Source organism: Schleiferilactobacillus harbinensis DSM 16991, from assembly GCF_000425885.1.
Taxonomy (GTDB): domain Bacteria; phylum Bacillota; class Bacilli; order Lactobacillales; family Lactobacillaceae; genus Schleiferilactobacillus; species Schleiferilactobacillus harbinensis.
Genome location: NZ_AUEH01000006.1, coordinates 68,924 through 92,777 on the forward strand (window position 1 = coordinate 68,924; position 23,854 = coordinate 92,777).

The 23,854-nt window shown below is 50.2% G+C and carries 32 protein-coding genes, 2 tRNA genes and 4 pseudogenes; 31 read left to right on the top strand and 7 right to left on the bottom strand.

The window, feature by feature from the left end:
* Positions 1–29: 29 nt before the first annotated feature.
* Together galE and H627_RS0103000 are read right to left on the bottom strand one after the other, a co-directional pair.
* Positions 30–1,025, bottom strand: coding sequence for a UDP-glucose 4-epimerase GalE (gene galE / locus H627_RS0102995; RefSeq protein ID WP_027827739.1), 996 nt, complete (start codon positions 1,023–1,025; stop codon positions 30–32).
* Between the two features lie 73 nt (positions 1,026–1,098).
* Entirely contained in the window at positions 1,099–2,265 is a 1,167-nt protein-coding gene (locus H627_RS0103000) for a galactokinase (RefSeq protein ID WP_027827740.1), read from the bottom strand.
* Positions 2,266–2,528: 263 nt separating this feature from the next.
* On the opposite strand from H627_RS0103000, the gene H627_RS0103005 reads away from it, so the two are divergent.
* The 4 genes from H627_RS0103005 to H627_RS0103020 all read left to right on the top strand — a co-directional run bounded on the left by H627_RS0103005 (position 2,529) and on the right by H627_RS0103020 (position 6,250).
* Positions 2,529–3,197 (top strand): class A sortase, encoded by a 669-nt coding sequence (locus tag H627_RS0103005; RefSeq protein ID WP_027827741.1) that lies wholly within the window; start codon positions 2,529–2,531, stop codon positions 3,195–3,197.
* Between the two features lie 93 nt (positions 3,198–3,290).
* The gene (recJ, locus tag H627_RS0103010) at positions 3,291–5,582 is read left to right on the top strand and encodes a single-stranded-DNA-specific exonuclease RecJ (RefSeq protein ID WP_027827742.1); all 2,292 of its coding nucleotides are present in this window, start codon (positions 3,291–3,293) and stop codon (positions 5,580–5,582) included.
* Positions 5,583–5,600: 18 nt separating this feature from the next.
* On the top strand, positions 5,601–6,119 hold the full coding sequence (locus tag H627_RS0103015) for an adenine phosphoribosyltransferase (RefSeq protein ID WP_027827743.1): 519 nt from the start codon (positions 5,601–5,603) through the stop codon (positions 6,117–6,119).
* A gap of 43 nt (positions 6,120–6,162) precedes the next feature.
* Positions 6,163–6,250: transfer RNA gene (locus tag H627_RS0103020), tRNA-Ser, on the top strand.
* Between the two features lie 120 nt (positions 6,251–6,370).
* Here H627_RS0103020 and H627_RS0103025 read toward each other — a convergent pair.
* From H627_RS0103025 to H627_RS0103035, 3 genes are all read right to left on the bottom strand, one after another.
* Positions 6,371–7,507 carry a site-specific integrase gene (locus H627_RS0103025; protein ID WP_027827744.1) on the bottom strand — a complete coding sequence of 379 codons (1,137 nt, stop codon included), beginning with the start codon at positions 7,505–7,507 and terminating at the stop codon, positions 6,371–6,373.
* A 254-nt stretch (positions 7,508–7,761) separates the two neighbouring features.
* Positions 7,762–8,340 carry a hypothetical protein gene (locus tag H627_RS16740; protein ID WP_051225123.1) on the bottom strand — a complete coding sequence of 193 codons (579 nt, stop codon included), beginning with the start codon at positions 8,338–8,340 and terminating at the stop codon, positions 7,762–7,764.
* 161 nt (positions 8,341–8,501) lie between these two features.
* Positions 8,502–9,167, bottom strand: coding sequence for a LexA family protein (locus H627_RS0103035; protein WP_027827745.1), 666 nt, complete (start codon positions 9,165–9,167; stop codon positions 8,502–8,504).
* Positions 9,168–9,335: 168 nt separating this feature from the next.
* Here H627_RS0103035 and H627_RS16745 point away from each other — a divergent pair, with 168 nt between their 5' ends.
* From H627_RS16745 to H627_RS0103055, 4 genes are read left to right on the top strand one after another with little or no spacing between them, the layout of a single operon-like run.
* Positions 9,336–9,605: a helix-turn-helix transcriptional regulator gene (locus tag H627_RS16745; protein ID WP_035439868.1), complete on the top strand. Its 270-nt coding sequence runs from the start codon at positions 9,336–9,338 to the stop codon at positions 9,603–9,605.
* A complete protein-coding gene (locus tag H627_RS0103045) occupies positions 9,602–10,375 on the top strand; it encodes an ORF6N domain-containing protein (RefSeq protein WP_027827746.1) in 774 nt (257 codons plus the stop codon). The genes H627_RS16745 and H627_RS0103045 overlap by 4 nt, the downstream gene beginning before the upstream one ends.
* A gap of 13 nt (positions 10,376–10,388) precedes the next feature.
* Positions 10,389–10,700 carry a hypothetical protein gene (locus H627_RS0103050; protein WP_027827747.1) on the top strand — a complete coding sequence of 104 codons (312 nt, stop codon included), beginning with the start codon at positions 10,389–10,391 and terminating at the stop codon, positions 10,698–10,700.
* 26 nt (positions 10,701–10,726) lie between these two features.
* Positions 10,727–10,945, top strand: a complete 219-nt coding sequence (locus H627_RS0103055; RefSeq protein WP_027827748.1) for a hypothetical protein — start codon at positions 10,727–10,729, stop codon at positions 10,943–10,945.
* A 133-nt stretch (positions 10,946–11,078) separates the two neighbouring features.
* Here the strand turns inward: H627_RS0103055 and H627_RS0103065 are convergent, their stop codons facing one another.
* A complete protein-coding gene (locus tag H627_RS0103065; RefSeq protein WP_027827749.1) occupies positions 11,079–11,414 on the bottom strand; it encodes a hypothetical protein in 336 nt (111 codons plus the stop codon).
* A gap of 58 nt (positions 11,415–11,472) precedes the next feature.
* On the opposite strand from H627_RS0103065, the gene H627_RS0103070 reads away from it, so the two are divergent.
* Positions 11,473–11,655: a hypothetical protein gene (locus H627_RS0103070; RefSeq protein WP_027827750.1), complete on the top strand. Its 183-nt coding sequence runs from the start codon at positions 11,473–11,475 to the stop codon at positions 11,653–11,655.
* On the opposite strand, the gene H627_RS0103075 is transcribed toward H627_RS0103070, so the two are convergent.
* Entirely contained in the window at positions 11,645–11,908 is a 264-nt protein-coding gene (locus H627_RS0103075) for a hypothetical protein (RefSeq protein ID WP_027827751.1), read from the bottom strand. The two genes, H627_RS0103070 and H627_RS0103075, sit on opposite strands and share 11 nt — an antisense overlap.
* Positions 11,909–12,476: 568 nt before the next feature.
* Between H627_RS0103075 and H627_RS19050 the strand changes: the two genes are divergently transcribed.
* The 22 genes and pseudogenes from H627_RS19050 to H627_RS19950 all read left to right on the top strand — a co-directional run.
* Positions 12,477–12,842 carry a DUF771 domain-containing protein gene (locus H627_RS19050; protein WP_051225125.1) on the top strand — a complete coding sequence of 122 codons (366 nt, stop codon included), beginning with the start codon at positions 12,477–12,479 and terminating at the stop codon, positions 12,840–12,842.
* Positions 12,843–12,984: 142 nt separating this feature from the next.
* Positions 12,985–13,221: a hypothetical protein gene (locus H627_RS0103090; protein ID WP_027827753.1), complete on the top strand. Its 237-nt coding sequence runs from the start codon at positions 12,985–12,987 to the stop codon at positions 13,219–13,221.
* Positions 13,222–13,223: 2 nt separating this feature from the next.
* Complete coding sequence (locus H627_RS19945; RefSeq protein WP_155827888.1) at positions 13,224–13,382, top strand: siphovirus Gp157 family protein; 159 nt, start codon at positions 13,224–13,226, stop codon at positions 13,380–13,382.
* 17 nt (positions 13,383–13,399) lie between these two features.
* Positions 13,400–13,714 (top strand): annotated as a pseudogene (locus H627_RS20860) (siphovirus Gp157 family protein).
* 12 nt (positions 13,715–13,726) lie between these two features.
* Positions 13,727–13,951 carry a hypothetical protein gene (locus H627_RS0103105; RefSeq protein WP_027827754.1) on the top strand — a complete coding sequence of 75 codons (225 nt, stop codon included), beginning with the start codon at positions 13,727–13,729 and terminating at the stop codon, positions 13,949–13,951.
* Positions 13,944–15,128, top strand: a complete 1,185-nt coding sequence (locus tag H627_RS19055) for a DEAD/DEAH box helicase (protein ID WP_226999166.1) — start codon at positions 13,944–13,946, stop codon at positions 15,126–15,128. Before H627_RS0103105 ends, H627_RS19055 begins: the two co-directional genes overlap by 8 nt.
* On the top strand, positions 15,077–15,331 hold the full coding sequence (locus H627_RS20585) for a hypothetical protein (RefSeq protein WP_035439869.1): 255 nt from the start codon (positions 15,077–15,079) through the stop codon (positions 15,329–15,331). Before H627_RS19055 ends, H627_RS20585 begins: the two co-directional genes overlap by 52 nt.
* Entirely contained in the window at positions 15,328–16,047 is a 720-nt protein-coding gene (locus H627_RS16760) for an AAA family ATPase (protein WP_051225126.1), read from the top strand. The genes H627_RS20585 and H627_RS16760 overlap by 4 nt, the downstream gene beginning before the upstream one ends.
* Positions 16,047–16,643 (top strand): DUF669 domain-containing protein, encoded by a 597-nt coding sequence (locus H627_RS16765; protein WP_226999165.1) that lies wholly within the window; start codon positions 16,047–16,049, stop codon positions 16,641–16,643. The genes H627_RS16760 and H627_RS16765 overlap by 1 nt, the downstream gene beginning before the upstream one ends.
* 65 nt (positions 16,644–16,708) lie before the next feature.
* A pseudogene (locus H627_RS16770) lies at positions 16,709–17,545 on the top strand (bifunctional DNA primase/polymerase).
* A complete protein-coding gene (locus H627_RS0103130) occupies positions 17,517–18,773 on the top strand; it encodes a virulence-associated E family protein (protein WP_027827755.1) in 1,257 nt (418 codons plus the stop codon). Before H627_RS16770 ends, H627_RS0103130 begins: the two are co-directional and overlap by 29 nt.
* Positions 18,774–19,144: 371 nt before the next feature.
* On the top strand, positions 19,145–19,462 hold the full coding sequence (locus H627_RS0103135; protein ID WP_027827756.1) for a VRR-NUC domain-containing protein: 318 nt from the start codon (positions 19,145–19,147) through the stop codon (positions 19,460–19,462).
* 172 nt (positions 19,463–19,634) lie between these two features.
* Positions 19,635–20,057: a dUTP diphosphatase gene (gene dut, locus H627_RS0103145; RefSeq protein ID WP_027827757.1), complete on the top strand. Its 423-nt coding sequence runs from the start codon at positions 19,635–19,637 to the stop codon at positions 20,055–20,057.
* Positions 20,026–20,571, top strand: a complete 546-nt coding sequence (locus H627_RS0103150; protein WP_155827889.1) for a hypothetical protein — start codon at positions 20,026–20,028, stop codon at positions 20,569–20,571. The genes dut and H627_RS0103150 overlap by 32 nt, the downstream gene beginning before the upstream one ends.
* Complete coding sequence (locus H627_RS0103155; RefSeq protein WP_027827759.1) at positions 20,568–21,095, top strand: DUF1642 domain-containing protein; 528 nt, start codon at positions 20,568–20,570, stop codon at positions 21,093–21,095. Before H627_RS0103150 ends, H627_RS0103155 begins: the two co-directional genes overlap by 4 nt.
* 53 nt (positions 21,096–21,148) lie before the next feature.
* The gene (locus H627_RS19585) at positions 21,149–21,268 is read left to right on the top strand and encodes a DUF3310 domain-containing protein (RefSeq protein WP_081674590.1); all 120 of its coding nucleotides are present in this window, start codon (positions 21,149–21,151) and stop codon (positions 21,266–21,268) included.
* A 49-nt stretch (positions 21,269–21,317) separates the two neighbouring features.
* Positions 21,318–21,602, top strand: coding sequence for a hypothetical protein (locus H627_RS0103165; RefSeq protein WP_027827760.1), 285 nt, complete (start codon positions 21,318–21,320; stop codon positions 21,600–21,602).
* 7 nt (positions 21,603–21,609) lie between these two features.
* Entirely contained in the window at positions 21,610–22,074 is a 465-nt protein-coding gene (locus tag H627_RS0103170; RefSeq protein WP_027827761.1) for a DUF722 domain-containing protein, read from the top strand.
* A gap of 239 nt (positions 22,075–22,313) precedes the next feature.
* Positions 22,314–22,384: transfer RNA gene (locus tag H627_RS0103175), tRNA-Gly, on the top strand.
* 209 nt (positions 22,385–22,593) lie between these two features.
* Positions 22,594–22,716: pseudogene (locus H627_RS19590) on the top strand (terminase small subunit); the annotation flags it as partial.
* Positions 22,717–22,991: 275 nt separating this feature from the next.
* Entirely contained in the window at positions 22,992–23,423 is a 432-nt protein-coding gene (locus tag H627_RS0103185) for a spore germination YkwD domain-containing protein (protein ID WP_027827763.1), read from the top strand.
* Between the two features lie 250 nt (positions 23,424–23,673).
* Positions 23,674–23,854, top strand: a pseudogene (locus tag H627_RS19950) (IS4 family transposase); the annotation flags it as partial.

Here is a 23,854-nt window from a genome sequence, read left to right on the forward strand (position 1 = left end):
ATGTCCGTCTCTTCTTTCTGTCTCAGGGATTAGCGCCGGTCGTTATAGCCGTTGGGATGAGTCTGATCCCAGTGCCAAGCCGTGGCAATGATCTTTTCCATGTCATCATATTGCGGCTCCCAGCCCAGTATCTTCTTGGCCTTTTCACTGGAAGCGACCAGAGTCGCCGGATCACCTGGCCGGCGCGGACCAACTTCGGCTGGAATCGGCTTGCCGGTGGCTTTACGCGCAGCGTCAACGATTTCCTTGTTCGAAAAGCCGTGGGAAGACCCCAGGTTGAAGGCGGTGGAGTCATTGCCTTGCTTCAAGTATTCCATCGCTAAGATATGGGCATCGGCGAGGTCCATCACGTGGACGTAATCTCGAACGTTGGTGCCGTCTTTGGTGGGATAGTCGCCGCCAAAGATGGTCAGCTTATCCCGTTGGCCCTTGGCCACTTGCAGAATGATGGGAATCAGGTGGGTTTCCGGATGGTGGTCTTCACCGATAGAACCATCATCCTTGGCCCCCGCCACATTGAAGTAGCGCAGCGCGACGAACTTGATGCCGTAAGCCGCATCGGCCCAGTGGATGATCTTTTCCATGGCCAGCTTGCTTTCGCCGTATGGGTTGGTGGGAATCTGCGGATCGGTTTCCTTGATTGGCACTTGCTTGGGTTCACCGTAAGTGGCCGCGGTGGAGGAGAAGACGATGCGTTTCACGCCGGCATCGCGCATGACTTCCAAGAGGGCGGTCATGCCGTAGGTGTTGTTATCAAAGTACTTTAATGGATCGCTCATGGACTCGGGCACAATGGAGAAGGCCGCGAAGTGGATCACGTTGTCAATGTTCTCTTTGTCGAAGACTTCGCGCATGAAAAGCTTGTCCCGCACATCGCCTTGATAGAAACGCGCTTTGGCGTTGATCGCCTTTTCGTGGCCGGTGATTAAATTATCGACCACGGCCACGTCGTACCCTTTGTCCACCAAGCGGTCTACCGTATGGGACCCAATGTAGCCAGCGCCGCCTAATACTAATACTGTCATTAAAATACCTCCATTGATCTGTGCTGTGTGTGTTGTTGTGTTGTGGAAAATCGTGTTGCGGAGTTACCTGCTGTTACAGTTCAACCCGGTGCGGGCCGTCGGAAATTTCGGCGACATAGAAGTCGGCCGTATAACCGATCTTCTCTTTGTAGGTGTCGCCAACAGCTTTTTCGAAGGCCGGGATCGCATCGTCATGCACTAAAGCAATGGCGCAGCCGCCAAAACCAGCGCCAGTCATCCGCGCGCCGATCACGCCAGACTGCTGCCAAGCGGTATGGACCAGGGTATCCAGTTCTATACCAGTCACCTCATAATCATGTTCCAAGGAGACATGGGAGGCGTTGACCAACCGGCCGAATTGGGCTAAGTCGTTGTTTTGCAGGGCATCAACAGCCTCCATGGTCCGTTGGTTTTCAACCACCGCGTGCCGCGCCCGCTTGATCAGTGTGCCGTCGTTGATCAGGTAGGTGTATTCGTCGAACTCTTCCAAGGACAGGGCACCGAGACTCTTCACGTCGTCGCCCTTTTGAATCAAGGCCAGGGCCTTTTCACATTCAGCTCGGCGTTCGTTGTACTTGGAATCGGACAATTGCCGCCGCTTGTTGGTGTTCATGATGATGATCTTGGCATCGCCTAAGTTTAATTTTTGATAGGCATATTCCATGGTATTTGTATCCAATAGAATGGCGTGGTCTTTGCGGCCCATGGCAATGGCAAATTGATCCATGATGCCGGAATTAACACCGATGAATTGATTCTCCACCCGTTGGCCCAGTTTAGCCATGTCCACCGGAGACATCGTAATCTGGAACTGGTCAGCCAATAAATTAGCCGTTACGAGTTCCAGTGCACTGGAGGAGGACAAACCCGCACCGTTGGGCAAGTTGCCCCAGAAGAAGATGTCGAGCCCGTGATCAATGGTTCCGGATTCCGCCATAAATTTCGTGGTGCCGACAACGAAGTTGGCCCAATCGTAACCTGCTTTGTTTTCTAACTCGTCCAAGGGAACAGAAATGATCCCCTTGTCCGCAAAGTTGGCGGAATACAGCCGAAATTCGTGATCGGTCCGGGGCGCGACAACGGCGTATGTGCCTAAGCTAATGGCACAGGGGAAAACGTGCCCGCCGTTGTAATCCGTATGCTCGCCGATTAAGTTGATCCGCCCGGGTGCGAAGTACATCGCCTTTGCGGGGGTATTAAACTGTTGTTGGAATTGTTCCAGCAATTCTGAATGATTCATTGTGGACACCTCTTTCTTTATTCTGCAAATGTAGTATACCATGGATTTAGTAAATTTTACTAAATATCTTTTACTGAATATTTGCTGACAGGTCGGGAACCTTATTGGGTCGGCGTTGGTGGCGCTTTATAAAATTTTAATAAGAGCGGTTGCAGTAGTTGACACGCCCACTGGCCGGCTTTGGGCACAAAGATTGACGGCGGCCCGGCAATTCGCTAGCATATGGTTGTATACAATAGGACGAAAGGAGCGCGGCCCCGGGGATGAAAAAAGCAGGCAGGCTCGTACTGCGTATTTTTTTAGGTTTGGTCTTTGCTATTGGCTTGGTGCTTATTTTTAATGAACCAATCAAGAACTGGTTGGTCAGTACGATGTCCGAGCGGCAGATGAACGTCAGCCGCCAGCAGATCCAGCAAAATGAATTGGCCAAGGGCGAATTCGATTTTTCCAAAGTCAAAAGCATCAATACCCAACAAGTCGTTCAGGCGGCGGTGAAAAGCGATGCCAGTGTGATCGGCAAGCTGGCCATTCCGGCTGTGGGCATGCACCTGCCCATCGTCAAAGGCCTCAGCGACACGGCGCTGTCCACCGGCGGCGGCACGATGAAACCCGATCAAGTGATGGGGCAGGGGAATTACGCCCTGGCCGGGCACTACATGACCAACAAGGGCATTTTGTTTTCTCCTTTAGAAAGTACCCAACTGGGTCAGCGCATCTATCTGACCGATCTGGAACACGTTTATACCTATGAGATCACCTGGAAGAAAATCGTGGACCCCACGGCTGTCTATCTGATCAATGACGTTGCGGGGACGGCCATGGTCACGTTGATCACCTGTGCGGACGGCGGCGTGAACCGCTGGGCGGTGCGCGGACATTTGATCAATACGACGGTGGCTAACAAGCAAACGTTGGCGGTCTTTGCACCGTAGCCTCGCTATCCCTCGTTTCTTGAGGGATTTTTGTTTGCCCGCAATTTTGCTATAATGGAAGCCTTGGTTACGAACGAAAATGGAGGTCGCGAATTGAATCGTTTTACGTGGACGGCACCGCACCCAATCACTCAAGAAGATCAAACTCTGGCCGCAGCCATCAGCCAACCGGTGACTGTGGCTCATTTATTGCGCACTCGGGGCCTCACGACGGCAGAAGCGGCCGAGCATTTCCTCGCGCCGCAATTGACCGATCTGCACGACCCGTTTGCTCTGCATGATATGACCAAGGCCTGCGACCGAATCAAACAGGCCATTACGGCAGGGGAAAAGATCACGATTTACGGCGACTATGACGCCGATGGCATCACCAGCACCGCAATCATGCAGGAAACGCTGGATAATCTTGGGGCGGATGTGCATTTCTATATTCCGAATCGCTTCACCGACGGGTACGGACCGAATCTGGCGGTTTATAAGTATCTGGTCGAAACCGGAACGCAGCTGATTATCACTGTGGATAACGGCGTGACCGGTCACGATGAAGTGGCTTACTGTAATGATCATAATGTTGACGTGATCATCACAGACCACCATGAATTGCCGGAAACTTTGCCGGAAGCGACAGCGATCGTTCATGCCCGCTATCCGGACAGCACGTATCCCTTTGGTCAGCTCAGTGGGGCTGGTGTGGCCTTTAAAGTGGCTAGTGCGCTGATGGATACTGTGCCGGTTGACCTGCTGGATCTGGCGGCGATTGGGACGATTGCCGACGTTATGCCCCTGGTGGACGAAAACCGGGTGATTGCCACCTACGGCTTGCAACAGCTGCAAAAGACCGATCGCTTGGGCTTACAGGCGCTGTATCAAGTCGCCCAAATCGCGCCGGAAACCATCGACGAGGAAACGGTCGGCTTTGCTTTGGCGCCGCGCCTCAATGCGCTAGGCCGGGTGGATGATGGGACAGTGGGCGTGACGCTGCTGACCACCTTCGATCCCGACGAAGCCGCCCAGTTGGCGCAACAGGTGGATGACACGAACAGCACCCGTAAAACATGGGTGAAGCAAATGGCCGATACCGCGCTGCGCCAAGCGCAAGACGCGGATCACGCGGCCCGGCGGACTTTGGTCATCACCGGAGAAGGGTGGCACGAAGGGGTGTTGGGTATCGTCGCCAACCATGTCGCGGAAGCAACGGGTAAGCCGACCATTGTGCTCAGTCGCGAGAAGCCCACGGATGATTACAAGGGTTCCGGTCGTACTGCCGGCGACTACAACTTGTTCGCAGCACTGAATCCCCAGCGGGACGCCTGTGTCGCTTTCGGCGGCCATGCGGCGGCAGTCGGGCTGACGGTGAGTGCGGCTAATGTCCCGGCGCTCGCCCAGGCGATGGAGGATGCCGCAGTGGCCCAAGACTTCAAGCCTGGGGCCAAACCGGCCCAGACGGCCGATCTCAGTGTAGCGGTGGATGAGCTGACCATGACCTTTTATGATCAGCTGGCGGTTTTGGCCCCCTTCGGTAATACCAATCCGCGGCCGATTCTGGCGGTAGTGCCAGACTTGATCCGGGGGGTCCAAACCATGGGTCAAACCAAGGATCACCTGCGCTGCCAAATCGTGGGCACCAAACAGAGTGTCAATACAGTGGGCTTCAATTTGGCCGCTATGGGTCCCAGTCTGGTGGGAGCAGATGACGTTACCCTGTACGGAACGCTCCAGCAGAACACCTGGAACGGTAAAACGACCGTGCAGTTTCAACTGCTGGATGTGGTCACGGCCACACCCTTGCTGAACGATTGGCGCTCCAATACACTGCAACGTTCTCAATTTTCTCTTGATGCCGCCTATGTCTTTTTCCAAAAGGCCTACGCCAAGCGACTGTCTAATTACCTCCAAGACCAACCCCGAATAATGTTTGACGACCCGCAGATCAGACAGTACACTAAGCTAGTGCTGGTGGACGCGCCCACGAATCTCGCCCAGCTGCAAACCCTGGGGCAAAACGTCACCCCCGAACAGGTCTGGGTCATTTTCTATGCGTCCCAAGCTCGGCGGGATGAAGCCTTGCCCGGAAAGAAAGTCTTCGGGCAGGTCTTCAACCTCTTCAAAGCCAAGCAGCGGGTCGCTCCCAAAGACTTGCCGGCCCTGGCCGCGCAAGTTCGCCTAGATGTGCCCAGTCTCCGCTTCATTATTCAGGTATTCTTCGATTTGGGCTTTCTGGCCATGGCGGGCGATATGATTGCTTTCCAAGCCGACCTGACGCCCCAAGCGCTCACCGCCGCGCCCCATTACCAAGCCCGGGTCCAGCAAATCCAATTTGCGCAGACTCTGCAAACCGGTTCTTGGGCCAAGGTGCGCGCGTTGCTCAGTGACCAATTTCATTAAATAAAGGTAGGAGAAAACATGTCGATCAATTTTAAAGACTACGTGGCCAATGTGCAGGACTTCCCGGAACCAGGGATTATTTTTCGGGACATTTCCCCGTTAATGGAAGATGGCCGGGCTTATGCCGCCGCTACAAACGCCATCGTGGATTATGCGCGGGCGAAAAATGTGGAAATGGTCTGCGGCCCGGAAGCCCGGGGCTTCATTGTCGGCTGTCCGGTGGCATATAAGCTGGGGGTCGGTTTTGCCCCGGCTCGGAAAAAGGGCAAGCTGCCTCAACCGACAGTATCGGTGACTTACGATTTGGAATACGGCCAGGCATCGTTATATATGCACAAGGACGCCGTCAAGCCCGGCCAGCGGGTGCTGGTCGTGGACGATTTGATGGCCACCGGCGGTACATTGGCTGCGACAATCAAACTGGTGGAAGAGCTGGGCGGCATCGTTGTCGGCACCGCCTTCTTGATCGAGCTGACGGACCTGCATGGCCGGGACAAGATCAAAGGGTACGATATGTTCACTTTAATGCAGTATTAAAATGGACAAGGACGCATGTTTTTGGTAAGATAGTATGCGTTCTGGAGAGTTGGCAGAGTGGTAATGCACCGGACTCGAAATCCGGCGAACCGGCTAATACCGGCGCGCAGGTTCAAATCCTGTACTCTCCTTATTTTGAGTTTTCTTGAGTTGATCTGAACCCCCAAAATGCTGATACAACGGCGTTTCGGGGGTTTTCATTTTTCCTGACTTTTGTACGTTGTCAGACTTAGTCTGACAAAAGTCTGACATTAAGAACTGGCCAAAGTGCTTAGGGCCGTCAAGGCTTTAGTGTCCTGGGACTTGCGGGCTTGATCCAGCAGGTGGCTGTAAACACGCATGGTTATCTCGATATTGGAGTGCCCCAGCCGTTGCGAAATGTAGTAGATATCCACGTCCTGCGACAGCAAATAGCTAACGTGAGTATGACGCAGTCCATGAAATGTAATCCGCGGTGTGATACCTAAATCGTCTTCGACCTGGTGGAGAGCCTTGTTAATCGCACTATCACCGGGTACTTCGTGTCTTATGTTACGGAAAACCATGTGTTTAGGGTCTCGATATCCTGTGGCAAGTGAACGTTCCTGCTGTGCCGTCTGTAATTGCTTCAGTATAGTTGCCAACTCTGGAGGCATAGATATGTCTCGCACACTGCTTGGCGTCTTAGTGGCCTTAAATCCGCCGCCATAGGTGTAGTCCCAGCTCTTGGTAATATGAATAGTATCGGTATCCCAATCAATGTCAGGCCATTGCAACGCAGCAACCTCGCTAAAACGTGCACCAGTCAAGGCACCGGTAATGATCATGTAATTGTAGACGCTCCGCAAGCGAGCGTGCTTGGTGCAGTATTTGATGAGCTTAGCAAAGTCATCCAGTTGCAAATACTTCAACTCACGTGGCTTGCCATTTAAACCAGTCAGCACTGTTCCTTTGGTGAAGTTCGAGTAAATTATCCGATCGGCGACCGCACTTTCAGCCATCGCCCGAACATATCCATTGAGCTTGCTGACCGTGTCTTTCGTGCGGTCAGCACCAAACTCGTTCAGAAATTCTTGCCAATCATTTTTACAAATATTGTTGAGCTGTGTGTCTTCACCGAAGTGGGCCACTAGTTGTTTACGGATGGTAGAATACCGGCGCTCGGTGATCGGGGCATTCTTGCCAGCTTTGTATAGCTTAATCCACTTATCCCAGTACGAGATCAGGCTTATTTTGTGTGCAGTCAGGTCTGCGCCATGACGGTACTGCTGCTCAATTTCTGCCGCCGCAAGTTGGGCCATTTTTTTGGTGGGGTAGCCGCCATGATTCAACTGCTGCTTGTCGCCATTGTTGTCCTTGTAGTAGACATAATATGTCCAGGTTTTCCCACGTTTGCGAAAGCTTGCCATTGTGTTTACCTCCCAATCTGGTAAAATAGGGTATGCAAAGAGCGTTGCCTTACGAATGGCTTTCATGGCATCGCTCTCCCATTCCATTATTCCTTCAATTTCTCACCTTTGCTCATCCGTCTCGGCCAAGAGATTCGGGTGGGCTTTTTTAGTATACGGATTTAAAATCCGAGAACCCCGTGCTATGTACGGGCCGTGAGGCCCGTGGAAGGTCGCATTGGAATGCGAGCTTATCCCCCTAGCAAAAAGCTCGTTTATTGCTGACCATCGGGCTTGCCACCATGATCCAGTTGCCATTTGGTTTGCTGCTCGCCAAAGGTCAGCATTTCATCGGGTAGGCTGTTCAGCGCTTCTTTTGCAGACATCCCGTCATGTTGCATCTTGTACAGGGCAGGAGATACACCATAAGTATTGAGAAATCCAGTCAGCGTGTTTGTGTCATAAGAGATCCCGCTCTGATTTTGAATATTAGGTGAAGAACTTTGTGCCGCCTGCTGTTGAGTGTTTGACTGTTGAACCGCGCTTGAACTACTAGAGGCCTGTTGTGCAGCAACGTTTGAACTGCTGGCGGCTGCTTGTGCGGCAGACTTGCTGCTTGCATCCGCCGCCGACTGGCTCGACGCCTTGGCCTTAGACTCGTTATCTGCTTTGGTTTTGGCGATACTTGCCGCTTTGGCCTTTGCTTTACGCTTTGAAACGGACGCTGCCTTAGCTTTGGCCACACTTTCCGAACGTGCCTTACTACTTGATGATTTGCTGGCTGATGGATTTGGCCCGCACGCCGTGAGTAGCAACGTCAATCCTAACAATAATCCTAAAACAGCCTTCTTCATGATTTTCTTCCATTAATATAATTATTTTGTTCAAACTTAAGCCTCTGATTCGCTCAAGCGGATTGGGGCTTTTTATTTTTCCCGGCTTTTAACGTCATCAGGGTTTGGACGTATTGGTACCCCTGTATTTTACCCCTCGCAGAGCAGGGCGGCGAAAAAAGTTACAGAACGACCACGTAAACCACTACCTTGCCAATTATCTTGACATCTTCGTCTTGCAGTTCTTCGTATGTATAGGTGATTGGCCGAAAACGTTTGTCAGTGGAATCTGGGACAAAGGTAATGATCTCTTTTTCGCGGTCATTGTAGAAGTACTTGACGGCATAATCACCGGCGTCTGCAAACACAACAATATCTCCGTCTTGAAGATCCTGAATATCGTTGTAAGCCTTGACAGCTATAAGAGACCCATCGGGAATTGTTTGGTCCATCGACTCCCCATTAACATGCATCATCAGGAGATCTGTGTCGCCAGCATATTTGCCGAGAACCTTGTCAGATATTTGGATAGACTCAATTTCATCGGAGGTGAATGGATCCACACTGCACAGAACGCCGGCTGAAATACCGGCGGGAATGTACTTGTACGTGCCAATCCCGGAAACATTTAGTTGGTTATGATCGGTGGTCAAATAGCTTATGTTAACGCCATAATGGTCTGCAATTGTTTGCAATGACCCACTGCGAGGCATTTTGTTAGCATGCAACCAGTCCGATACTGTCGAGAAGGCGACGCCAATGCGATCAGACAGCTCCGTCAAATTTTCGCCGCGAGAATCCATTAGCTGTTGCAGGTTCTTCGCAAATATTGTCTTGATGTCGTCCAAAATGTTTCCCCCTATTAGTGGTAAGAATGTTTTCTACGGTTCCCATACTACCACCAAAGCGAAAATAATCAACGTCGCTAGAAAAATATTTTTCGTTGATGGCGAAATTTTTGCTGCATTTCGCTAAAAGCGTGATAGTATAGACAATGTAGAAAGGAGGAAGAAATCATGGACATTCCTGAAAAAGTGCCAGTCTACTTGAAGCACACACTAAGAGACCTGCGAGTTCGCAAAGGGCTTCCCCAATCTGATGCAGCAAAAATGATGGGTGTAACAGAGCCAACCCTTCGTCGTTGGGAAAAGGACTCGTCTGATCTAACAATGCAACAGATCTGGAAGATTAGCAAAATTTATTCAATCCCTCAAGACTATATTTTTTTTGGAAGCAATAACGCTTTTAGCGAAAAACTTGATGAACAAAAGGAGGTTTCTAAATGAACGAATTAACACCAATCGAGAATCAAGGCCAGCGAGTGCTGACCACAGAGCAGCTTGCAGAGCTCTACGGAACTACGTCGGATCGGATTGCGGATAACTTCAAGAAGAACCGCGACAAGTTTATCGAGGGCAGCCACTTCTTCAAGCTAGAGGGCCCGGCTTTAAAGGATTTCAAGGACAAAGGGTTAAATTCACCCCTTGTCGGGAAGAACGCCAAGAGCCTGATTCTTTACACCAAGCGTGGTGCGGCCCGCCACTCGAAGATGCTTGGCACGGATAAGGCCTGGGATATGTTCGATAGCCTGGAAGAAAATTATTTTAATCCGAAGCCCCAGATCAATCTACAAGGTCTCAGCCCGCAAACGCAGTTTGCCATCCAGGCAGCTCAAGCCATGGCTGAACAGGAACGCAAGATAACTCAAATCGACCACAAAGTTGATGCCATCTCCGAAATCGTCAGCACATCCACAATGGACTGGCGGCGAGCTACCCGGGACATCATCACTAAGATTGCACATATGCGTGGAGATGACTATCAAGCCACACGGAACGATATCTACAAGGATGTCGAACAACGAGGTGGGTGCAGCTTGAGTACACGGCTTACCAATCTGCGGAACCGAATGGCTGGAGAAGGCCAATCTTTATCGAAGCGAAACAAGACTAACAAAGTTGATGTTATTGGCAACGACAAGCGGCTCATCGAGATTTACATGGCAGTTGTTAATGATCACGCCATTAAATATCGCGTCTGGGACAACGAATATTAGGAGGTATTTCATCGTGACAAGTATCAAAGTGCCAAAGCAGATCAAGCTCCAAATGCTTGATGACATGATCAGCGTTGTGGAAGACCGCATCTCGGAAATTGGACACTCTTTTCTTCCTGGGCAGACTGATATTCTAATTGACCTTGGAAGCTCCATCGGTCCAAAGGGCGGCCCATACTCAACAAAGTCTACAGACAAGATGGAGCTAATCGATGATTTGGTTGCTGAACTAAAGAAGTTAGCCATCATCAACGACTACCTGAATGCGATGTATGACTCGACCGAAGAGCTTCCGGATGAAGTAGATGTAGAGACGAAGAAATGAAGCGGACAGTCTGAGGAGGCTTAAGAATGAAAGCATTTGGTAGCGATTTTGACAACGTAAAGGATGCACTTGGTGACTTGATTGATATTGTTGAGGCACACGATTTCAGGAATGAGGATGGAACACTTATGAGCGGTAATGATGTTCTGGAACTTGTCTCCGAAGACGTGTATCAAATTGCAGATTTGCTTGGTCTTAGTGATCTGTACCTAGATCAGCCGGTAAAACATGATAACGAGAAGTAGCAATCGAGCGAGAAATGGGGAATCTGTAATGGACTTTTTTCGAGAACTGGTCCAATGGATGAATGAGAACAAAATGGTTGCTACAACAGCAGCGGTATTGGGGCTGCTATTAGGATTGCTGACAGCATTAGCCTTATAAGAAAATGGCTCCGGTTAATAATCCCAATAAATATGTTATGAATCCAACAATTATTGGGAACCAGAGATTATTTCTGATGTCAGTTCTTCTTCTTTCTAGTTCGACATCAAGAGCAGACATCCCCTTTGCTGTTAGCGATACTTTCTTTGGATCCCAAGCCATCGAATCCCATCCATTTTCAAAGTCAAGATGATATTCAACTTTTATCAAATTGTTATCTCGATCAAGACTTAAAAATGTTTTGTTCTTAACGGCGACGGCAAGCTCTTCTTCTGACATTCCGGATTTTACTTTTTTTAGCCACTTGATTTGTTTCTTGCTAAGGACCATTTAAGTCACCTCGAAAGCATTATCCCACAAAACAGAAAGAAGAAACGGAGGAAGCACGATGAAATTAACAATTGAATTCAGCACCACCGAGTTACAAAAAATGCTCCGGGCCATTGCGGGTGGCCAGGAGCACGAAAAGTTTCGTGTCAATATTGATGGTGACGGCATCCACTTTTCTGATTCTGAGGGAGAGCTTAAGGCCAGTGCCGATGGCTCATTCAGCCAGGGACCTATCGACTGATTTGCTGCATTTCGTAGTTTGTCTTTACGTAAGTTGCAGCATCAGACCCGTGCTCTTTGCGGGCTAAGAAGAGCTTGTGCCCATCCTCCCACTCTTGATAGCCGTAAACCACACCATCTCGTTCACTCATATGTTGCTTCATAATTCGTGAATGAAATAGGATCTTGGGTTCAAGCGACATGGCATCCGCCGAGATGTACTCATACTTCAAATCATTTACCGGGATGTCTTCAAACTTTATGATCTGTGGCAAAAAAACCACCTCCTCCAGAAGTGATTATCCCACTTCCAGGGGCCGGTGAGCCGTGAAAGTTTATGAAAGAAGGAACCATGATGGAAGGCAAAAAACACGTCAGCAATTATTTTTAAGCCATTTGGTAACTTCCTCGGGCAAGTTGAACCAGGTTGCCTCTTGGGCCAGTTCAGCCACGAATAAGCTGTCATTGTAATCTAGGACTTCTCTAAGCTCGCTGCATAGTATGGGTGCTGATTTGTTGGTTCTAATACACCAACACGAAAATGTGATCCTTGTCCAGTTTGGATATTCTCGTATTTTATGTGAAAAAATTTTGTATTTATGCGCTGAAGCATCGAGATCGCACGAAACGATATACGTATGCATAACAGTACCTCCTGCTTAGCATTATCTCACTCGAATGCAGAAATGAAAGGGTTGATTCACATGCTAGTCATTGACATCCCGTCCGCCATCATTGGCGGCATCATCATCAGTGCCTGTTGGTCAGAAGTTAAAGCGGTTTGGGCCAACCGGCACGAAGCTGTCAAGCTGTTCCGTAACAATTGGAAAGGAGGCGAGCGGCATGCTGCTGGGGACAAAAATAGAAGCCAACGTCAACGGAATGGCTTTGATGATCCAACTGCCAACTGGGCTTCACGTCGTTGACGACGAATATGTGGCTGAACATGATACTGCTCTCGCAAGAGCAGACATGGCTGGCTGGTGGACAATGCCGGAATTGGTAAAACGATATCACCAGAATCCAACTTGGTTTGCAGACAACGTGTTTCAAGTTCCGCGGTTCATGAAAGTTCTGCGAGGGCAATGTGTAATGTACCCGCGTGAAGGCGTCAAGGGCTATACATGTGAGCCGGAAGCATTTGGAGAGTTCATGAAAAAGTGGTTTCCGGAAATCGCCCAGAATGCAATCAAAGGCGGCAAATCTTAATGGAATCAATTGATCAGTATCGGTTATAGACAGTCGAAGCATACCGAGCACAAGCGTCAAGCGATTGGCAGAAGCGGTTAGCAGACAGCATTTACATGCGGTTGTTGATCAGCTACCGCAAGAAAGAAATGGAGGAACGGTAATGCTAACCAGTATTTACGAAACGTCAGCTACTCATTTATATCGGGAAATGGTCGGTGATCGGCAAGACAACGTGGAAGCACTGACCAAAATGATTATCGAGGGCGAACACTTCAATGATGATGAGGCTCTGACATACTCGGTGCGAATCCGGTTGTTAACTGAGTACATCGACGAAATTGAAGCCAATGAAAAGGCCGCAGACGCTGGCACGTCTACGGTCAAGAAAGGAAATTAACTATGGCTACATTATACGATTTGCAGGGTGCTTACGCTAGGGTGGCAGCATTAGTTGCCGACTCGGAGAGCGACCCGGAAGCAATTAAAGACACGCTGGCATCCATCAAGGATGGCATCGAGGAGAAGGCGGTTGGCACGCTTACGTCATTAAGTCGGTAGATAACGATATTGCCGAAGTGGACTCTGAAATCAAGCGACTAAATGATCGTCGGCGAGGGCTGACAAGTAATCGTGATCGCTTGAAACAAGCATTGACTGACGCTTTCCAGGTCGCCGGAATTAATAAAGTGAAAACACCCACGCTGACAGTCTGAATTCAGGCATCAACATCGGTGCAGGTACCGGATGACTACCGGCTGTTGCCACCACAATTTGTGACGAAGAAAGTCACACACGTTGTGGACAAACGGTCAATCAAAGTGGCCCTGGAAGCTGGCACGACTGTTGTTGGGGCAGAGCTAAAAACCAACTGGTCACCACGGATCCGCTAGGAGGGAAACATCATGAAACCAAAAACAGACGTCACACCGCAGAACAAGCTGGTCATCGTCCGGGGCGGCAAAAAGTCACAGGGCACTATGCCTATCTTTATCTCGGCCGAAATGCATCAGAAAGTTAAGGCAGTCGCCGCCGACGCCAACTTATCGCTGAGAGACACAGTGGAGACCATGCTGTTGTGGGCGATGGATAATCTCATTATCAAGGATTCTGACGGGCACCATGTATAAGCTGCGCAACTACCAGCAGCTTACCATCAGCCGTATCGTCGGCGCCATGCGTGAAGGCAAGCGAGCCATCATGGTGCAGCAGCCACCTCGCACAGGAAAAACAGTCATCATGGCCGAGATTGCTCGACGGGCGACGCTTAAGGGCAACCGGGTGCTATTCGTGGTCCATCGCAAGGAGCTGGTGGACCAGGCGCGGCAAACCTTTAAGCGCAATGACGTTGACATGTCGCTGGTCACCATGGGCATGGTTCAGACACTTACACGGCACACCGGCACCATCCCTAAGCCAGCAGTCATCTTAATTGATGAGGCCCACCACGTGTTGGCAAAGTCCTACCGCCGGATCATCGACGCTTTTCCCGATGCTGTGCGGATCATGGTTACAGCCACTCCCTGGCGCATGAGCGGGGCGGGTTTCGGGGATGTAGCTGACTGCCTCATTCCCGGTCAGCAGATGGGCTGGCTCATCAAAAACGGCTTTCTGGCACCGATCCGGTACTTCTGCCCGCCGAGCATCGAGACAGTTGGACTCAAACTTAAGGCGAACGGCGAGTTCGACGAAGCGTCCGTTGCTGACGCCATGAAACCGAAGGTATTCAGTAATGCCGTGAAGATGTATCAGGAACACGCTGATGGCATGCAAGCCATCGCTTACGCATACAACGTGGCCTCAGCCAGGCACCTGGCCGACAGTTTCAATGCGGCCGGCATTACGGCGGCAGAAGTTGACGGGGCCACCCCAAAGGAGGAGCGGAATCGGCTCATCAAGCAGTACCGCGAGGGGAAGATCACCGTCCTGACTAATGCGGAGCTGTTCACTGAAGGACTGGATTTACCGAATGTGGATTGCGTCATCATGATGCGGCCAACGCAATCGCTTTCGCTGTTCCTGCAGTTTTCCGTGCGAGCGATGAACCCGCGAGAAGGGAAGACGGCGATCATCATCGACCACGTGGATAACCTCAGCCGCTTCGGCCTACCCACCGACGAACGTAATTGGCAGATGGCGGGTGAGGGCAAGAAGAAAAAAACCGTAGCGATATTCCGTCCCCAACGACCTGCCCGTATTGCTTTGCAAGTTTCTACCGCAAGGGCCGAACGACCTGTCCGTTTTGCGGACACGCTTTGGCCAAGGAAGACAACAACGACGGACCGCAGCACGTTGATGTGGACCTAGTGGAAGTCACCCCATCGGCGGCCGCCCAGAAGCGTATCAAGATTGCCCGCATGATCCGATCGAGTGAATTGTACAAATGGCTGGCCGATAAACGGCCAGAACAGCTGGAGAACTATCTCCAATTACAGTATTACGCCAAGCTGCACGGTTACAAACCCGGCTGGGCGTGGTACCAGGCTAAGAAAAGAGGTTTTATCCGTTGAGTATTCTGCCACCGAACGAACCGCAGAAAACCATCGACGTGCCCCACAACTTCTTCATCTGGGGGGCGACGATGAGCGGCAAGTCTTATCTCGCCGAGCATTTCCCTAATCCGCTATTTCTCAACACGGATGGGAACGCTCTGGAGAATAAGGCGCCCTCGATCCAGATTCGCAATATTAAAGGGCCCAACAGTACCCTCCGGCAAGACGTCATCAAGCAGCTGGACGAAATCATCCTGGCACTCATGAACGAAAAACATGGTTATCAGACCATCGTGGTCGATGTCGTGGATGACCTGGTCGTCATGCTGGAGCAGGCCATCGCTATCCGGAATCGGGTGGAGACGCTGCCTGATGTGCCGTATGGCCGCGGCTTCGCGATGTTCAACACGATTTTTCAAGAATTTATCTTGGAGCTTAAAGCGTTGGATATGAACGTCGTTTACATTAGCCGGATCGCCGAAGTGAACGACGGTGTCGGTACCGAGACGCGGAAAATTCCGAGCCTGAAGACAAAATATTACAACGTGATCAACGGCAACTCGGACCTGGTCATCCAAACCAAGCGAGTGGGCACCAACTACATCCGCCGAATCACCGACCAGCGGCGGAAGTATTACCGTGACGACATCACGGACAAGGGCATCTTGCGTGTCCTCAACAATATCCCTGGCGTGTTTTCTACACGCCCTCAAACTAAAGGAGAAGATAAATAATGAGTTTACTCGATAAAGCACAAGAAGTATTAGCCGGTTTTGATGCAACCAAGGACAGCGCCAATTCCTTCGAGGGGCTGCCGTCCGGGAAATATACCGTCATCGTCAACACGATCGACCACCACGTCACCCCCGGCGGCTGGGACGGTCTGCGGATCATCACCGAAGTCAATGCTGGCGAACACGTCAGTACCAAGGATTACAACATGTTCAACCTCGATGAGACCACCGCGAGTGGTAAGAAAGTCCCTGACAGCGTCATCTCCAGCCATATTAAGCTCATCGCCAAGTTGGCGAACGCCTGCGACATTACCCTTAAGCCGGAGGACTGGGAGGACATCGACCATCTAGTGGCGGCCTTCAACTTCGGCCAAGCGATTGGCAAGATCGTCACGATGGACCTCACCGTGCGGGAGAACAAGAAGAATCCTCAGTACCCGTACAAGAATTACGATTTCGAACCAGCCGAACAGCCGGAGCCCATTACTGTCGATGATAAGGACCTGCCGAAGGATCTACGGTCCAATGATGACGACCTGCTGGGCGACGCGAAGAGTGACGATACCGACATCGATGACGACGATCTTCCCTTCTGACCATCAGCTGATGCAGTGTCATTAGACCGCCGGACGGGTGAGAAGCCCGTTAGAAGGGAGGACTTATGAAGAATCTTGTGAATTATGCTAAGTATTACGCACGAAACGGATTCTACGTGCTGCCCATGGTGGACAAGAAACCGCTCATCACTTTCGCGGATAAACCCGCGCTGACCGAATCAGAAATTGAAAAAATCTAGCTGCTGAAGCCCTATGCCCAGATCGCAGTGCGGACCGTTGACTTCTTCGTGGTCGACATCGACCGGCATGAAGGGGGAGCCGACGGATTCAAATCAATTCGGGAGCTGAAACATTTTAACTGGTTTCCGAAGACGCTCATGCAGACAACGGCTCACGGCGGTAAGCAGCTGTTTTACCGCAAGCCTCAAGGTACCGAAGTCAGTCAGCATATCGGTTGGCTGCCAGGGGTGGACATCAAGGCCCACATCAATAACTACGTGATGATTGCCCCCAGTACCGTCGGCAGCGGACAGTACAAGTGGGCCAACAAGCTGCCGATGGCTGAACCGCCCGCCGCTCTCATTGAGGACATCAACCGTGACGTGCCGGCAGAGGCTGCCTATCAAGGGCCAGCCGCCTTCAAGGGCCACAAGTCCAACACGGCGGAACTGTTTGAGCAGATTGTCAAGGGACTCGGTGAGACCGGCGGCCGGAACAATGCCTTAGCCACCTTCGTTGGCGCTTTGCTGATTCGTAATGTGGATCCGCAAGTGGCCTATGAACTGGCTAAGCAGGCCAATGCCAACACGCCCAAGACACTCGATGAGAAGGAATTCGAGAAAACGTTTGACAGCATTATCAAAACAGAGCTGCACCGACGGGAGATGATGAAGCTTGGCCAACAAGAAGGCAATGCAGCAACTGGCGGCGAAGCAGAATAACGTTGTCCCGATGACCATTAATTTCCGAGTCAACACGAAAACCGGAATGCCGGTCCCAAACAGTATTAATAACGTCGTCCTGGCCCTCGAACACGATCCACTGCTGATGAACACGTTTCGGTACAACGAATTCACCCACGAGGTAGACGTGGTGAAGCCAATCCAGCAGATGCACATCGCTAAGGGTCAGATGGTCGATGAAATCGTCTCTCTCTGCCTGAACTATCTGGAGAAGAAATACTACGTGCTGTTCAACGACAAGGCCTTCAACGCCGCAATGATCCAGGTCTCGCGGGACAACGCGTACAACCCGGTGAAGGAGTACATGGAGAGGGCTTATCAGCACTGGGACAAGAAGGAACGGGCGGATTCGTTTCTGCCGACATTTCTCGGGGCGCCGATGTCTCCGGTGACCACGCTCATTACGAAGCTGTTCTTCGTCGGAGCGGTGGCCAAAGTCTACCAACCGGATATGAAGTTCGATTACGTGCTGGACCTAGTCGGCGGTCAGGGCGCTGGGAAGACGACGCTGCTGAAGCGGATGGGCGGGCAGTATTACACCGACCAGTTCACCGACTTCAAAGATAAGGACAGTTACGCGATCATGCTGCGGGCGTTGATCCTCAATGACGATGAGATGACGGCCACCAACAATAGCAGCTTCGAGGACCTGAAGAAATTCGTATCCGCTGAACAGCTGGAATTCCGGTCACCATACAATCGACGGCCAGAACGGCGGGCTAAGTCTTTCGTGATGGCCCGGACGACCAACGAAGATACGTACCTCAAGGATAAGACCGGTGAACGCCGGTTCCTGCCGATCATGGCCGACTTGGACGCACAGGTGTATCACCCAGTAACGGACCTAAAGCCACCTCTGGTGGAGCAGCTGTGGGGCGAATTCGTCAGCTATTACAAAGCCGGGTTCAGCTTCGCGCTGACAAAAGACCAGGTGCAGATGCTAGAAGAACATCGGCGTAACTTCATGTATGTAGACGCAGTGGAGGACGAGATTGAACGTCTGCTCCAGACCTGGCACGACGATTTCATTACCAGTAATCAGCTGGCGTCCTTGATGGGCGAGAACAACCTGGTCACTAATCGAGCCCTGGCCAAGAAAATCAAGTACATCATGGACAACCAACCGGGATGGAGAGCCAAAAAGAAGAGGATTGACGGCCTATCCACTCGGGGCTATGAGCGGCGGGTGGTCACTAGTGGTCACTAAGTGGTCACTAAATTGCGAGTTAGTGACCACACCTAGACCCGCATGGCCGTAAGACTGAATCCCTATCGTGGTCACTACTACCCCTTTTTCCTTAAACAATAATATTAATTAATACTATTAAGGGGAAACGGCGCGACAAACGAGAAAAGTTTGAAAGTTAGTGACCACGTGACCACCAGGGCTCAAACCTATGAGACTCTAAGGAAGAGCCCCGTGGTCACTAACTTTTTCTAGTGACCACGGTTAGAGTTATGTAAACCTGGCGAAGGTAAAATTGGTCTGGAAAGGATAATTTATTCACAAAGGCACCCCGGTCATGTTAATTGCTAGTGACCACCACGAAAAACTATACCAATTAAAGAGGCGACTCTATGACAGCAGAAGCAAAAATTCAAAACGATATCCGAGTGGCTGTCTCGAAAGCTGGACATTCAATTTTTCGGGCAAATGTAGGCACGGTTAAGCAGAGCGATGGACGGTATTTTACCACAGGATTACCCGGCGGATTTCCAGACCTGTTTGGTTTCCGCAAGGGTGATGGGAAGTTTTTCTTTATTGAAGTAAAGAACGAAACCGGCCGTTTACGACCGGACCAGGAACGCTTTGCGGTGTGGCTAAGCACGAAGCCGGTACTGTACGGTGTCGCCCGCTCTGTGGAAGACGCACTGAAAATTATTGAAGGAGACTGAAGATGACACACCACATCGGAGAGACCGTCCGCTACGTAGGACCGATACCAAGATTCAAGGGTAAACGGGGCCAGGTTATCGGAAAAGGATCAGGCCGTTGGGATTGGTTTGTTGCGATAACGGACGAAGGAATTGTCAACGCAACTAACGAAGACTTGGAGGTATCTATTTGATGGAACGACATTTTGAACCAATCGCCGAGTATACCGGCCCAATGCCCCAACGGGCAACTGCGTATTCTGCCGGTTACGACATTGCAGCAGCGGGAACGGTGGTCATTAAGCCCGGCAAGATTGTGCTGATTCCGACGGGTATCAAGGCGAAACTTGGTCCCTATGAGTATTTGGAGCTGGTTTCTCGATCATCATTGCCACGCAAGCGGCACTTGGTAATGCCGAACAGCATCGGAATCATCGACAGTGACTACTACCCACACGAAATCATGGGTCAATTCTGGAACATCGGTCAGGTGCCAGCTGTCATCAATGCCGGCGACCGCATCATGCAGGGTATTTTCCGCAGTTACCTGTTGACCGACGACGATACAGCCACAGGCGCCCGCAATGGCGGTTTCGGCAGCACAGGGGGTAATTGATGTGGCTAGGCTATCGGAACATCCAGAACTGATGGAGCAAATCATTAAGCTGGAAAAGGAGCACGCCCCACGAGACGATCCACGGTGGGTCCCAATCCATGCAGCAATTGAGAAAGAAGAGCCGCGTAAGAAGAAAAATGTGTCTGTAAGCAAAGCAAAGAAATCTGATCAGGCGGAACGCATTGCTTATGTTAGAAGCCAAATTCTTCAGGGTCTTTCGCCATACGAAATTGCTGATATTTCGGGTATCTCACCGTCCTGGATTAACAAGTTGATGCATGATGTCCATATCCACCGACCACCGATTGCACATTTTCGTCTGTACAATTTTGAAACCGAGGAAGAACGGTACCTGGGAACTCAGGCTGAGGTAATTAAGCTTTTCAAGCTTTCGGCTTTTAGGCTGGGACTGGACAAGCATAACACGGTATTTATAGGGGATTGGGCGATCAATCGTGGACGCTGGTACCAAGATAAATATGGCAAGTGGAACAGAACGGAGAGTAAACGATGAATAAGGAAGAAGCAAAGCATTTTGTACGGAAGTGGTATTTAGACCACGGACTTACCATTGGCGGGTTAATTGAAGCGATGGACGGTATGATCGATGCTATCAATCCATATCCTGAAGAAACCGTATTACCCAAAGTGGTGGGGGACTGGGTAGGTAAATGCACGGGGCAAGGTGTGCCAGAATGGTTGTTGAATATGTCCATGATGCCCAGAGAGGTAAGTGTTTGGTTAAGGAATAAAGGTAATTATGTTGATGAACATCACCAGCAGCTGCTTATGTACGCCTATTTATATGGCTGGGTCCCAGAGCCACAGCCTGACAAATTGTACCGAGTTTACGTGCCCGGGACAGACCAAGTATACGTGTATACCCACCGGGTTTGGTCTGATCGTAAGGTCCACCTAGAAGTTCAGGGAATTGAAGAGCAAAACGACGACCTGACTGAACTGTTTACGGAGCGGCAGATTGATGAATTGAAATTGCAAGACTACGAACGGGAAGAGGCAAAAGGCTATGTCAAATAAAACAGCAGAAATTAAAGTGGTACGAATTGGTAAAGGGTATTTGACTGGATATCATGGGCTACGATTTGTACGGCAATTCAGCCCGGACCTTTCTGGTCGGCAACATCTTGAAGTACGTTTACCGGTACAAGAATAAGAATGGTGTGGAGGATTTGCTAAAAGCCCGCACTTAGTAATCAAGTATAATGAAGGTAGAAGAAACGGCAAATGGAGGGAATATCAATGCGTGAGCGTAAACTGAAATACTTTAAGAAACTGCTGCTAAACGGAGCACCGTCTGTGTTGGGTTTTATCGGGGCGCTTATTGCACCACTGCTGTGGATTAAAATTGCGTTCGTGATTTTTGCGATTGGTGTGTACGTGTTTCTTTCATACACACAGGCAGCGGCGATGATTGATAACGACGATTTTCACGAGAGAATCGGAGCGTCGATTGAAGGGTTGAAACAAGCTGGCCTGGTTCCCAAGTCAATTAGGGTTAACGGGAAGCCAATTGATAAGGAGTAGTGGTCCATTGGAAGAACTGTCGAAGAAGAAACTCGCCGCTTTAGATGAACTGTTTGAGGATTTCCAGACTGTGAACCACCAGATTGCCGAAAAAATTTATGAGATTGACCATCCATGGACACCATCAGATCAGAATGTTGGCGGCGGGCGTTCATCTGCAATATCACGGCCCCAAGAAGCGATTTTGCAACGGCGGGAGTCCAACAAACGGCTGCAATACTTAATTAGTTTGCGGGATGACTGCAACCGGGCAATTGCCAGATTTGACAAGGAGCAGCGCCAAATTTTCGATTTGCGATATTGCTCATCAAATTACTACGACTGGGACACCGTGGGCAATCTGATTGGCTATGCCCATTCTCAGATTTACCGGAAGCGATATGCCATGCTTTGGCTACTAGCTGAGGAGCGCGGAATGGTTTCGCATAAAGATGGTACTAGAAACGCTATTAATCCCAGTTTGAATCAGTGATAATGGTAGCATGAGATAATTGAGATACCGGCAAACCGTAAATATTGATTCACCCCTGGAATCATTTTAAAAGAGCGGTGCACCAATTATCTGGCGGGCTTTGGCCCGTCTACATATATGAGTGATGGAGTGACGTCTTAGAAGCGTCACCGAGGGCCTCTTAGCGCAAGAGGTACAAGCTACCACAACTATTCCGGGATGTGGTTACATGATGGGGCTGCCGTCTCGCCCGTCAATTTGCGAATGTAGTTCAGTGGTAGAGCAACAGGTTTCCAACCTGTCGATGTGGGTTCGACTCCCATCATTCGCTTTTCTTCATTTTCTCCTTTAGGAAGCCGCCGTTGTGCGGCTTTTTTAATACGCGGAGGTGGTTTGATTTGAAACGAGTACGGACCGAATTTGATAGTGTCACTGACGTTCCAGATATTTGGATTGATGGTGAGCAGGTGGCAGGCAAAGCTGTGGATAACGGTGCAAACCGTGCGTCTTTTTATTTTGTACAGGAGGTGGGTGATCAATGTGACACCAAAGCAACAAATATTTGCAGACGAATATCTTAAAGATACCAATGGGACACGGGCTTACAAGGTTGCCTATCCGCAGGTTAAAAAAGATCAGGTCGCAGCGGCAGCCGCTGGAAGGTGCTGATCGTCACGACAGACCCGCAAGGCGTCTGATGGTATCTGATCGGCGATAATGTTTGAATCAATTCCAATCAGGCCACAATCGTCAATGCGGACAAGGCGAAGCAAGAAAATTATGCTTGGCCGACTGGCAATGGTGGAAACACGTCAAACAATGGCAGCAATTCTGGCAGTAATAGCAATGGTTCTACTAACGGCGGCAGCAATACCACCAATGGCGGAACGACCGTTCCGGATACTGGCAACCAGACTGATCCCCCGGTTAGTTAGAAAGTGGACGCATCTAAATACAGTGATGCGGAGTATCGCCGGCTAGTCAATCGCCAGATTGCTAGTTTGGACTTAAATCAAGTGAATACGGACTTCATGGCTTTGGTCAATGCCCGGCGAGCTCAAGATGGGCTCGCCCCTTACCAGAATGATCCGCGATCCCAGAAATTGGCGCAGAAATTGGCAGAACTGGATACCGTAGGTCAATTCTGGTCTGAAAAGGAATGGAAGCAGTGGGCTACCGACCTTGGCTTCAAAAACGTTCGGCACGTATCCACGGGAATTGGCAGCTGTTCTGGTCAGTATGTCAAATATAATTGGGGCGATCCGCAATCTGTTTCCCAGTTTGAGTATTGGACTGTCTTTCAACAATCTTTGATTGAACCAGAGGCAGGGTTCACCAATTATAAATATGGTGGAACAGCTATCGCTTAGACTAAAGGTGGTTATGCAGATAGTCAAGATACGGCGTATGTTGAAAAAAATGCTGATGCCTATGTGCGCCTTGTTGCGGTGGATGCTGATTAGCAGTCTGCCTGCTACTTGTTGATACCTGAAACTTGAAAGCTGGAAATCACGTTAAACATGCGTGGTTCCTGGCTTTTTTGGCAAAAAAATAAGCGCAGACTCTCCTGCGTTGTATACTTGATTCGACCAAAAATCTGATACAGAGGAGAGCCGCGCCATGAATATTACAGAACATACACGGACTGAATTGGGACTTAAGAACATCATTCTTCGTTTTTCGTCACTCGTGGGCTTGAGCAAGCTGACAAAAAAGGCGAATTTTAGAAGACGCTCATCAATTTCACTGACCAAGGTGCTGGCATGGCTGATCCAAACCAAGTTTTTGGGCCGTTCCCTTT